Raw genomic sequence first — 12196 nt, forward strand, 5'->3', positions numbered from 1 at the left:
AAGAGCTTTTGATGAATGTTCTATCATCAAAAGCTCTTTTTATTGTGAAAAATGTAACAATCTACTTCGGTGATATAAATAAACAGGCTAATTTAAATATTTTCTGATATGCCAATGACCTTTAACATTATTAAAAAGTTTTGTTTAATATTTATTCTAAAAAGGGAATAATAGAAGAAGGAATAAAGAGAGTGTTTGTAGAATTATATTTATAAATTTAAATGCTTTGATTTATATCTAAAGAAGCTAGTGAATACGATTTACAATAACAGAAGTGCCTAGGTACGAAAAAAAGAGGGGGGAAAGAAGATGTTGATCAATTCTAATGAAGATTATGTCGCCGCTTTGGTTTTGGGGGAAGTTCAGGTGCTTTTCGAAGAAATGAAAGAGTTTAGCCGGCTTTATGGACCCAATAAGGAAGACCTCGAAGAAGATGACGAAGCCGTATTGTTATTGGTCGGCATCGACTTGCTAGCCCCTGTTAGTCTGGATTCTTATATCGAAGCAATTAAGCTGCTTTACTATTATCTGTCTGAGTATTGCTGGCAGGAAAATCCGGCTCTTGAAGAAAAATGTGCCGAATTGTTGGACCGGGCAAAAGAAATTTTGCCTGCCGAAAAACGCCATCGCCGATCAATCCGGAAATGGATGCTGCAATTGGATGAAAAAATTTTACGGGCGTTCATTTGAAAATGAGCATAAATTTTCATAGAAGATTTTTTCATCATCCTGTTTTCGATAAGCCAAATAATAAAATAAACGTAAATGAAGTATACTGGCGGTGAAATTAAATCCAGAAAGGAGATTTTGCAATGGAAGATTCGCAGCTCTTGCATCGATCAGTTGCTGCAATCACTGTTGACGGACCAGGTGGAGAAAGTTATTTGGAGGACGGTGCCTTCTCAGCACCAGTCGATATGCCAAAAGAACTTGGAGGAACAGGACCGGGAACAGCTTTTAATCCAGGACGCTTTCTGGCATTGGGATACAGTTCAAGCTTCAGTTTTATCCTTTCCAAAATTATGCAGGAAAAAGGAGTCACAGGCAGAACGCAGGTGAGTTCCAAGATTTCATTGCTTACTGACCCAATGGACAAAGGATTTAATAAAATCGCAGTAGATTTAGAAGTTGCAATCGAAGGGCTAGGCGAAAAAGAAGTACAGAAACTGGCGGATGAAACTCATGTACATTGTCCAGTATCCAAAGCAGTGCGGGGCAATACAGACGTGACTGTTAAAGCGGTATCTTATCAAGAAAAAGAAAAGCCGGTGGCATCCGGAGATTGAAGGACAGATAAATATTAAAAGTAAAAGAAGCATCTGGACTACTCGGTTCAAGTGCTTCTTTTTGTGGTTCAATTCATTTAAATTCGGCATTGCCACTCTCTACATATAAACAACTGTCTTTGGAGACGGCTGTTTTACGGAATAGCTGTTAAATAAAGAGCAGTGAGATAGTTCTTAGGAGTTCTAAAAACAGCAAAACCTTAAGTTTTCCGCAAAGCTTTGATGGCGCGGAAAAGCCAGTATACATACCCGCCCATTACCCCATATCCAATCAGGATAATAAGTAAAGGCACATACTTTGGGACAGTTCCTGAATCAGTCGACATTCCTGCCAAAAACAAAGGCATAATCGGGAACATCACCGCGCCGGGGCCAGCGCTGATTAAGAGCAAAGCCCCTGGAGCGATTACTAGCCATGGCCAAATCGGTTTTTTGTCCGGAACTTCTTCCAGCAATAAAAGAGATGGCCTTTCTTCAGAAGGCAGGGACATTTCTTTCTTTTGTCTGCCAGCTGTTTTCATTTCCTGTTTTGCCCATTTCATCATTCGCAAAGCAATCGCCATAAAACCTGCAGCAATCAATAGCATAATGACGGAAACAAAACTGAATTCTTCCGGCCTCCAAATAGGGAGGATGACAGTCATAAAAAAAATTGGAAGCATAGATACGAAAAAGAAAGCTCCGATAATTAGTACAACCCATGCTAATAACGGAAATTGTGCGGATGGCGGCTGCATCATTTCGATTTCCCCTTCAATAAAAATGAAATTTTTTATTTCATTATATGACAGTTGAAAACGAAACGGAATTCCCATAAGAAAATTTTTAGGGATTATGATCCATGAAAAATATCCTAAGAGAATGAAGGGATTCAAAGAATCAGACGCTCTCCGGTTATCGAACGGGCCGCATGTATGCCGCTTGTCGCCACCCCGATTGTACCACCACCTGGAAAAATATGATCGCCGCAGACATAAAGGCCTGGGAGCCCGGATCGGTGCGAAATGGCATTAAAGAGGGCATTATCTAAAGTTTGCGGGAACCCTCCTACATAGCCGTTTGGGCGCCCTGCAAAGCGTTCCCATGCTTTTGGGGCGCCGGTTTCGAAATGGATAATGGCTTCTTTGAAATTAGGCACTACTTTCTCGATTGAATGAAGTATGCGATCCGCGACTGCTTCTCGGGTTGATTCATATTTTTCTTGAGTATCCCAATGCTGTACCTGTGAATGAGTGGAGATTGTTACTGTTTGAATGCCCAGAGGAGCACGCAGCAAGTCTCCTGGACGTGACGCTGACATGAAAAAATGTGCACCTTCAGCTAGCCCGGCTCCTGCCTCTGTTGCAATTTGCCTGAAGAGCGGCAAAGGAGTACCAAGTTTCGACGAATCAACAGCAATGTATAAAGCCAGTGTTGTCCAGGTAGGGGTGGAAAGGCCATCCCGTAATGGCTTTTTTAATTGTTCAAGTGAATTTGCCGGCAAAATTTTCGGCAGCTGATGTATTGGTACATTTAACACGACATGTGCTGCTTTGTATTGCGTGCCGCGGTGGTCGGTTGCCATCCACTTGCCATCTGCGTGCTGCAAGTTGACCAGGGTACGGCGCTTTTTTAATGTGCCTCCATTTTCAGTCAGGCTTTGGCCCATTAATTCGGCAAAACGATATAACCCGCCAGGCACGTAGTAGGCTCCTTCATGATAAATATCAAGCGCCAGCGCAGAGAGCAGGTACATGGCATTTTTACTGTCTGTCTGCATGCTGTCCATCAGCAGCCCATCAATCATTTGGCGGAAAAGAGTAAGATGGGCCAGGCCATGGCGCTCTAGCCGATGTTCGAGTGTCTGGTTGAAAAAAGGCAATAATTTGATGTGGCGCGGACGAAGAGAACCAATCAAAAACGTCCATTCTTTCGCCGTGGAAGGAGGAAGGACAGGAAGCGGCCCCATGAGTGTCCTTATGATTGAAGCGGTTGAAAAAACTTCGCTGTAGAACGACTGAATTTGCTTCTTATACTGTGGAAACGCGAGAATAAGCTGCTCCACATGGCGGTTGCGGTCTCTTAAAAAAAGAAACGTAGCTTCGGGATGAATCATCTCCATGACAGTTTCAAGAGGCTCAAGAGGAAACGGTTTTTCCAAATAACGAAACACCCGCTCAAGAATACCGTTTTCTTCAAGCCCCATTCCAAGAGTCGCCCCTACAGGAAAAACGAACTTATGGCGTGTGAATTTGCCGGCACAGCCGCCCAGTTCAGAAGAGGCCTCAAGAAGCGTTACACTCATTCCGTGCTTCGACAACAATGATGCGGCGGTTAAACCGCCAAACCCGGCGCCGACAACTAATACATCTTGATTCATCAGCACTCCTCCTTTTTGTCTATTATGGTAAATATACAGGCAATGATGCAAGTTTAGTTTCAGAATTTAAAGAAACTCGTGTGGAATTTCATTGATAAAAATGAAGTTGTGGAAATTAGCGGATTCCACGGAAGATGTATTGATATTAGCTTTGGAAACATCTAGAGGATAAAAAGTTTGTTGGCTTTTATTTTTCAATTGTTCCGTTGCGGCATTTAACTTTTCCGTTAATCGGGTATTGGGGGGGAAAAGACTGGAACGGAGGTTAGTAGATGGATAAAAGAAGGTCCGTCATTCTTTTGCTTTTACTTGGCATCCTCCTCGCAGGCTGTCAGGAAGAACAGCAAATAACACCTAAAGAACAGCCGCTGGAAGAGCAAGCCACACCGGAGATTCGCTTTTTGGAATACATTAGCCACTGGGAACAAGCGGATTTCACTGGGATGTATGGCGGTTATTTAACGGAAGGCACTAAAATGGCATTTGGACAAGAAACGTTTGTGGCATGGCAGCAACAATTATATCAAGACTTGGGCATTGAAAATGTCAGCATCAGCTATCAGGAACCTGACACCGGTGTTGGCTGGAGCAAGAGTGAGCCTGCTGACTTTCCCATTCAAATCAAGATGGACACCGCAGCAGGACCGGTAGAGTTCAGTCGGACATTGACGATGTTATTTGAAACCCAAGAAGAAACAGCAGACTGGTATGTGGAATGGAATCCCTCTTTCATTTTTCCGCAGCTTGAAGAAGGGGATCTTGTTGAAATTGAACGAACTGATCCTGAACGGGGAGAGATTCATGACCGCAACGGGAAGCCGATTGCAGTCAATGGAAAAGGCTTTGAAATCGGAGTAGTGCCCGCAAACTTTGACGAGGCAAAAAAGAAAAATGATCTTGCTGCTCTTTTAAATATCACCCCTGGAGAAATCGAAGAAAAACTGAATCAAAGTTGGGTGCAGCCGGGGCATTATGTTCCGCTCGCAGTGCTGCCTGCTAAAGCGACAGACGCTTTGCAGCAAATCTTTGCGATACCAGGCACTGAACAAAAAGAAGTGCCGCTGCGTGAATATCCTTACGGGGCTGCATTGTCTCATGTATCGGGGTATATCGGACCGATTACCGCAGAACAATTAAAGCAGCGGCAAGGCCAAGGGTATGAACAAGAGGATTTGATCGGACGCCAAGGACTGGAAAGTATTTTGGAGGACCGGCTCCGAGGAGAGCAGGGAGTGCGCATTCTGATCCAAAAACCTCATGCAGGAAGTGAACCGATCATTGCAGCTGAGAAGCCGGCAAAGCAAGGAGACATCATCAAATTAACAATAGATGCCGAGTTGCAGAAAACAGTTTACCAGGCAATGAGTGGAAAAGCGGGGACCAGTGCCGCAGTAGATCCGAAAACCGGCGAAACGCTTGTGCTGTTCAGCTCCCCAGGTTTCAATCCGAATGATTTTATTTTAGGCATCAGCGGGTCGGCATACAGGAAACTGCAAAAAGACCCTTTGAATCCTTTATTCAATCGTTTCGCGGCGACATATGCTCCGGGTACTACAATTCAGCCTGTGACCGCAGCCATTGGGATAAAATTAGGGACACTGGATCCAGCTGAAGGATTGGAAATTAACGGAAAGACATGGCAGAGAGTGCCTTCCTGGGGGAATTACCGGGTAGAGCGCATGTACGATAAAGTGCCGAATCCAATTGACTTGAACAAAGCGCTTGTTTACTCTGATAATATTTATTTTGCGCGGCAAGCGATGGATATCGGACGAGACGCCTTGGTTGATGGGTTGAAGCAATTTGGTTTTGGCGAAGAAATTCCATTTCCGACTCCCCTCATCTCTTCTCAAATTTCAAATGAAGGCACTCTCCGATCGGAAGGGCAGCTTGCGGATACTTCACTTGGCGAGGGCCAGATGCAAGTGAACATCCTTCATCTAGCAGCTATGTACGAGCCCTTTTTCACAGCAGGAACCATTTACAAACCCACCTTTTTCTTAGAGGAAGAAGACGGGCAAGTATGGAAAAAAGAGTTGATCGACGCTGAAAATGCTGAGATTATTCGTACAAGCCTGCGTAAAGCTGTGGCTGAAGGTTTCCCCGAAGCAGCCAGTCTCAGTGGGGTTCCACTCGCTGGGAAATCCGGTACTGCACAAAATCGCCTTGGAGAAAATGATTATTTTGTCGGCTATAACTCTGATTATCCTTTGTTCATCCTCGCGCTAATGATTGAAAATCAAGAAAAGGACGAAAACAGCGAAGAAGCAGCAGCCAGGGCTGCGGAAGTTTTTAAAGCGTGGAAATAAAATAGTTGGGGAAAGAAGCATCCTATATAAGGGTGCTTTTTAATTTGTTTAATAATTCAGAAATTTCAGATATATATTCCGGCTTTGATTTGGTATAATAGTTATTAAGAATTATAAATAGTTAATTTAAATCAAATATTTGATATTAAAAAGTATGAAAATGATATTTAGAGAATGAGTTGTCATTTTTATATGATTTTATTAGTGGAGTAATTTATGTAAAAAAGAATTGCTGCAACACATACTTAGAGGGAAACTTATTCAACAGCTTGCTTCTTCTGTTGTTTTTATCCCTTTTTTAAAAAAGTCCTTACTAATTTTAGCAAAAATTTTTAAAAAGATGGAAGTGATATTTTGAGCTTTTTGATCATCATTCCAGCAAGTGAATCAGAAGTAGAATTACCAGAAAGAAAGAATGGCAGGTTATGTCAAAAAGTCGGGGTTCAGTTTACAGGGTAGAATCAGAACATATGACACGTTCTAATACGTTAATTCAAGCTTCCGTTATTATCCATTCTTAAGTAGAGTGAGGGGAAGTGGCATGGAACCATTGTTTCATGGAATAGTTTTAGCGTTCGGCTTAATTTTACCGTTAGGCATGCAAAATGTTTTTATCTTCAATCAGGGGACTGCCCATAAAAAGTTTTCCAATGCTTTACCTGCAATAATAACCGCAGGCGTCTGCGATACAATTCTGATTTATTCAGCAGTAGCGGGTGTCTCGGTTTTAGTAATCGATTTTGGTTGGCTGAGGAACACTTTATATTTGGGAGGATTCTTTTTCCTGATTTATATGGGAGGGCTATTATGGAAAAGCTCTAAAGCTACCCACAAACAAGTTATGGGCAGCTTTACAACAAAACGCCAAATTATATTCGCCGCTTCAGTTTCACTTCTAAATCCTCATGGCTTTATCGATATCGTTATTGTAATTGGCACAAGTTCTTTGATTTATACAGGAATGGAAAAATGGATTTTCACTTTTTCCTGCATTGGAGTTTCTTGGGTTTGGTTTTTCGCTTTAGCTTCGGTAGGAAGGCAAATCGGCCAATTGGACAAGACAGGAACAGTGATTACTCGGCTGAATCAAATATCTGCAATAATTATTTGGGGAATAGCGATTTATATGGGATGGCAGTTAATAAACTTAGTTTGAAACTAGAACTAGGAATGTAATGATTTTTCAATTTGAAGAGGCCGAATAAAAGAATTGCGGCGTGAAAAAATGATGCTGCTATTTTAGTAGGCTTAAAGCATCGAAGGAAAATAGTCATAAAGTATTTTAAATAACGATGAAACAAATGCAAAGTTCTTCTCTTTATTATCAAAATTTTTGAAATAGTTAATATTTTTCAGGGTTAAAATGATATTATGAAATTAATCTTTTTTTAATGCCAATCATTTAATGTTCATACTCTTACTTAGAGGGGGACTGTGCATGGAATTACTGAAACACTCTGAATGGAAAGATACCAAATTAACTTTGCAATTATTGTCTCAGATTTTAGGCAAAATCCGCTTGGAGGCGGCTCCACAAGAACCGCAGTGGGCGCATGTAATGTTGGCGCTGACACCGGACGGATTTTCTACAGGGCTTCTTTATTATGAAAATCATGTTTTTCAAGTAGATGTTGATATTCGGAGCAGTACGGTGAGCATCAATGTAGATGGCCATACCCATTCCACTCATCTGCGGAATGGTACGCCCATAAGAATGTATTATGATTTTATCTTCCGTTCTTTGCGGCAGCATCAAATCAGCATTACCATCAATCCGCGTCCGCAAGAGATGAACGTGAAAACCTTATTGAATGAAGACATGGTCCATAATGTTTATGAACCTCTTCAAGCTCTGCGGGGCTTAGAACTGTTTCACTTTGCATTCCGTGAAGAAATGAAATTCATCGGCCCTTTGCGTTGCCGGAAAGTAAAGCCGGGCTTATTTTGGGGGACTTTTGATGTCTCCGCTATTATTGTGCAAAACATCTCTGAGCCGTTCCCAGAAGATAAAATCATTGAGAAAGCGGCATTTGATGAACAGTTTATCGAATATGGATTTTGGTTGGGGGACGAGCGGACAGATGAGCCTTCTTTTTTTGTTTTGCCTTATCCATTCTTGAATAAAGATTTGAATAAGTTACCTTTAGAACCTGAGGAAGCGTTTTATGATCAAGAAGCGAGTGAATATTTTCTGACCGCTCAAGCCGTTTTTGATTCGCCTGCGCCGAGCAAGGCTGTACAGCAATTTTTCCATACCACATTTGACATTTTAGCTGATGAATTAAAATGGGAAGGCCGCGATTATTTCGAAACTCCCTTGCTGATGAAATCCCAGCCGACTATGAAGAAAGGAGGAGAAGGATGAAAATTATTAAAAGTGACAGTCGACATTGTATAGAGAACGAAAAAGGAGAAACGATTGCTGAAATCCGTTTTGTTCCTACTGAAAGCAACTTGCTGATTATTGATCAAACATTTGTCACTGATTCTTTGCGCGGGCAAGGAATCGCAGGCAGGTTGGTTGCATCGGCAGTAGATACAGCGAGAGAACAAAATAAAAAAATAATTCCGCTTTGTTCATTTGCCAAAGCGGAATTTAACAAGAAAACAGAATATCAAGCTATGCAAGCGAATCGCTATTAGTTCAACATATGTTTCTTTTCGGGAGGAAGCTGTTGTAATGGCGGTTTTTTTTTAGATGCCTAGGCTGGAGACGCGGATGAACGCATAGGTCAAAGACACAGCTCCGTACTTCTAAACTCTGATCAAGAGCCACTTTAATAGGGGGCTCACTTCAGTAGAATTAAGATTGAAGAAGCGGATTCAAGAACGGCGCATTGAGAGAAACACGAACTTCTGGCGCTTCTTTAGTTTATCATTTGGAGGAAAGGAAATAAGACTTGTATAAAGACTTGCTTGCAGAAGGAGGCATGGCGCGTTGAACATCCGGATCGAATGCACATATAGAACAGCAAAAGGCACAGAAGCTTTTTTTCGCTCCGAAGAGATGCCGGCAGCCAAAGGGGTGATTATCGCAGAAGATTTGGAACGGACAGGCCGAAGCAAAAACCTGGTGTTCATTGATAACTACGATAGTTCCTGGACCATGAAAGAGATGAAGGGGTATTTGAAAGGCGTTGAAACGGAACCTCACAATGTCACCGTTTATTTTGATGGCGGTTATGACCGGGAGACGCAGAAATCTGGTCTCGGCTGCGCCATTTATTATGAAATGAACGGCAAGTCATATCGGCTGCGCCAAAATGCAGCAGTAGCAGAGCTTTTATCCAATAACGAAGCTGAATACGCAGCGCTTTATATGGGGATTCAAGAACTAGAGCAACTGAATGTCCACCATTTGCCGGTCCGGTTTATTGGGGATTCCAAAGTGGTCATTAACCAAATGAGCGGGGAATGGCCCACACTTGAAAAGGATTTAATGCGCTGGGCTGACCGCATTGACCAGAAGCTGAAAGATCTTGGCATTCAGCCAGAATATGAATTGGTGCCGCGTAAAGCCAATGCAGAAGCAGACCGGCTAGCCACCCAGGCGCTGAATGGGACGGAAATCTCTGGAACAATCGAATTGATTCCGGAAAAGTGAAAGGGTGTTTTCATGCGATTTTCTACATTGAAAAAAACAGATATACAAATTTCAGTTCTTGGCCTTGGAACGAATGCAGTGGGAGGACATAACCTCTTTGAAGGCTTGAGCGAAGAAGATGGAAAAGATTTTGTCCGAGCAGGGTTGGACCACGGCATCACCTTCATTGATACAGCAGATGTCTACGGCAAAGGGCGCTCGGAAGAACTGCTGGGGGAAGTGTTGAAAGAATATGACCGGAATCAGTATGTCATCGCTACAAAAGGTGGAAGCGATTGGCGCACTGGTACACGGAACAATAGCCCAGAATATCTTCGGAGCGCTCTCGAAGACAGCCTGAAACGGCTGCAATTGGATTACGTTGACTTATACTATATTCATTGGCCGGATGAAAAAACACCGATCCGGGAAGCGATTGCGGAACTGTCCCGATTGAAGCAGGAAGGGAAAATCAAAGCGATCGGCGTCTCGAATGTCTCACTGGAACAACTCCGTGAAGCAAATTCAAGCCTGGAGATCTCGGCTGTACAGCTGGAATATCATATGCTCGATCGCCGCATCGAAAAAGACATTCTGCCTTATTGTGTACAAAATAATATTTCTGTTGTGGCCTATGGTCCATTGGCGTTTGGCATTCTTGGCGGCAATTATACAAAAGATCTACAGCTTGAAGAAGGAGACTGGCGCAATCGCGTGCCTTTGTTCCAAAAAGGCATTTTCAAGAAGAATTTGGATATTGTAGAGAAACTGAAAAAAGTGGCCGACAAAAAAGGGACGGATGTTTCCAATTTGGCACTCGCTTGGCTACTTGAACAGCCAGGCGTAGACGCAGTCATTCCAGGAGGCAAAAAGCCGGAGCAGGTGCTTTCAAACGTTGCAGCTGCAGAAATACGCTTGGAAGCAGAGCTGATGGATGAAATCAATGAAATTTTATCAACTGTGTCTTAAAACGGTAACCATTTTAAAACTCCTTCTGGAGGAAAGAGCATAAGAAATCTGAAATTGTTCACTTTTAATGAGGGAAGTATTTTTACTTTGTGACAAAAAAGTGAGCAGTTTCTTTTTTATTTCAAATAAAAAATCTGAATAGTTAGATTTTTAACTTGCTTTTTCGTTTCGGAAGTATTATAAATAAGTTGTACAAAAGTTTTACAAAAACGATACAAAGGAGAAGTGAACATGAAGAAAATTTTCGCTTTAGTTTCTGTCGCTCTAGTCCTTGTCTTTTCACTTGCTATTGGAGTCTCTGCGGATAGCCATATGGCTAAAGTCAGAGTTGTCCACGCGTCACCGGATGCCCCTGCAGTAGATGTCTACGTCAATGGCGATTTAACGCTGGAAAATGTGCCGTTCAAAGCCGATTCAGGATATTTAGAAGTGCCGGCCGGAACCCATAACGTCGAAGTTTTTGCTACTGGGACTGAATACGCAGAAGGGTCAGCGGTATTGCAAGCCGATTTAACTGTTGAAGCTGGGAAAGCGTATACAGTGGCAGCAGCAAATACAGTAGATGCTCTTGAATTTGTGGTTGCTGAGGATTCGATGGAAGTGACAGAAGGAAAAACAAAAGTCCGTGTTGGTCATTTATCTCCGGATGCACCAGCAGTAGACGTTGGATTAATTGGTGGGGACGCATTATTTAGCGGAGCAGAATTCCCTGGAATCACTGATTATGCAGAATTGGATGCAGGGACCTACGATTTAGAAATTCGCTTGCCGGACGGCACTCAAGTGTTGCCTCTGGAAGGAACAGAATTAGCGGCAGGAACAGTTTATAGTGTGTTTGCAGTGAATAATGCGGATGCTTTGGAAGTTATTGCGTTGGTTGACTATGAAGCAGCAGCTTCACCTGATGGAATGCCGACTACTGGTCTTGGTGTACCAGCAGATTCCGAGACTCCTTGGATCTTGATGCTTGGAACATTTGCATTGTTTGCGGCTAGTGGGTTAGTTTGGAAAAAACGATTTCAAGAATAAATTATTGATTGTGATTGCAGCTGCCTTTCTTTGTGGCTGTCACGTACAAACAGATGAAGTCAGTGTACGCAGCGAAAGAATAGGATTTGAGTCTGAACAGCCTGCAGCAATAGAAGCCAGGCAGCCAGTCCAAGCAGCAAATCCCATCAATTCTGTTAAACGATCGGGAATTCTGCCAGCAACCTTGGAAATCCCGGCTATCAAAGCAAAAGCTGCTGTCCAGCACCTTGGCCTTACAAAAACAGGAGAAATGGCTGTGCCGGACAATGGAGAAGATGTCAGCTGGTTTTCTCACGGTTATCAGCCTGGCCAAAATGGGCGGGCAGTCATTGCTGGGCATGTGGATCAAGTTGATGGTCCGGCTGTTTTCTGGGATCTTTTCAAATTGCAATCAGGTGATGAAATCGTTTTAAAAGAAGGAGATAAGGAACTAAAGTTTAAGGTGTATAAAATGGAATCAATTCCATTGGAAACTGCAGATTTGTCCGCTATTTTCGGTTATCATTCTTCCCCGGAACTTGTGCTGATCACTTGTTCTGGAGATTATGACCACTCAAGGGGAACGCGTGAAGAACGGCTCATTGTTTATGCAAGCTTAATTGAATGAAGAATTGCCAAGAGCTTGGACTTGGCTTTTCAGTTCCAGAGGAATAGAAAACAG

The 12196-nt window shown here is 42.7% G+C and carries 12 protein-coding genes; 10 read left to right on the forward strand and 2 right to left on the reverse strand.

Annotated features, from left to right (window positions below; translation table 11 throughout):
- Nucleotides 1–309: 309 nt before the first annotated feature.
- Nucleotides 310–690: a hypothetical protein gene (locus QWY16_RS04820; protein ID WP_300991777.1), complete on the forward strand. Its 381-nt coding sequence runs from the start codon at nucleotides 310–312 to the stop codon at nucleotides 688–690.
- 122 nt (nucleotides 691–812) lie between these two features.
- Nucleotides 813–1286 (forward strand): OsmC family protein, encoded by a 474-nt coding sequence (locus QWY16_RS04825; protein WP_300991778.1) that lies wholly within the window; start codon nucleotides 813–815, stop codon nucleotides 1284–1286.
- A gap of 200 nt (nucleotides 1287–1486) precedes the next feature.
- On the opposite strand, the gene QWY16_RS04830 is transcribed toward QWY16_RS04825, so the two are convergent.
- Both QWY16_RS04830 and QWY16_RS04835 read right to left on the reverse strand, forming a co-directional pair.
- On the reverse strand, nucleotides 1487–2026 hold the full coding sequence (locus QWY16_RS04830) for a hypothetical protein (protein WP_300991779.1): 540 nt from the start codon (nucleotides 2024–2026) through the stop codon (nucleotides 1487–1489).
- A gap of 131 nt (nucleotides 2027–2157) precedes the next feature.
- Complete coding sequence (locus QWY16_RS04835; RefSeq protein WP_300991780.1) at nucleotides 2158–3645, reverse strand: phytoene desaturase family protein; 1488 nt, start codon at nucleotides 3643–3645, stop codon at nucleotides 2158–2160.
- Between the two features lie 272 nt (nucleotides 3646–3917).
- Between QWY16_RS04835 and QWY16_RS04840 the strand changes: the two genes are divergently transcribed.
- The 8 genes from QWY16_RS04840 (at nucleotide 3918) to QWY16_RS04875 (ending at nucleotide 12142) form a co-directional block, all read left to right on the forward strand.
- Nucleotides 3918–5954: a penicillin-binding transpeptidase domain-containing protein gene (locus tag QWY16_RS04840; RefSeq protein ID WP_300991781.1), complete on the forward strand. Its 2037-nt coding sequence runs from the start codon at nucleotides 3918–3920 to the stop codon at nucleotides 5952–5954.
- 541 nt (nucleotides 5955–6495) lie between these two features.
- Nucleotides 6496–7110 carry a LysE/ArgO family amino acid transporter gene (locus QWY16_RS04845; RefSeq protein WP_300991782.1) on the forward strand — a complete coding sequence of 205 codons (615 nt, stop codon included), beginning with the start codon at nucleotides 6496–6498 and terminating at the stop codon, nucleotides 7108–7110.
- Nucleotides 7111–7392: 282 nt separating this feature from the next.
- Nucleotides 7393–8319 (forward strand): DUF5996 family protein, encoded by a 927-nt coding sequence (locus tag QWY16_RS04850; protein ID WP_300991783.1) that lies wholly within the window; start codon nucleotides 7393–7395, stop codon nucleotides 8317–8319.
- Complete coding sequence (locus QWY16_RS04855; protein ID WP_300991784.1) at nucleotides 8316–8597, forward strand: GNAT family N-acetyltransferase; 282 nt, start codon at nucleotides 8316–8318, stop codon at nucleotides 8595–8597. The genes QWY16_RS04850 and QWY16_RS04855 overlap by 4 nt, the downstream gene beginning before the upstream one ends.
- 295 nt (nucleotides 8598–8892) lie before the next feature.
- Nucleotides 8893–9558 (forward strand): ribonuclease H family protein, encoded by a 666-nt coding sequence (locus QWY16_RS04860; protein ID WP_300991785.1) that lies wholly within the window; start codon nucleotides 8893–8895, stop codon nucleotides 9556–9558.
- Between the two features lie 12 nt (nucleotides 9559–9570).
- Nucleotides 9571–10506 (forward strand): aldo/keto reductase, encoded by a 936-nt coding sequence (locus QWY16_RS04865; protein WP_300991786.1) that lies wholly within the window; start codon nucleotides 9571–9573, stop codon nucleotides 10504–10506.
- Between the two features lie 231 nt (nucleotides 10507–10737).
- Nucleotides 10738–11535, forward strand: coding sequence for a DUF4397 domain-containing protein (locus QWY16_RS04870; RefSeq protein ID WP_300991787.1), 798 nt, complete (start codon nucleotides 10738–10740; stop codon nucleotides 11533–11535).
- A 10-nt stretch (nucleotides 11536–11545) separates the two neighbouring features.
- A complete protein-coding gene (locus QWY16_RS04875) occupies nucleotides 11546–12142 on the forward strand; it encodes a class F sortase (RefSeq protein WP_300993288.1) in 597 nt (198 codons plus the stop codon).
- Nucleotides 12143–12196: the final 54 nt, after the last annotated feature.

Origin of the sequence: Planococcus shenhongbingii (assembly GCF_030413635.1) — a bacterium.
GTDB classification, from domain to species: domain Bacteria; phylum Bacillota; class Bacilli; order Bacillales_A; family Planococcaceae; genus Planococcus; species Planococcus shenhongbingii.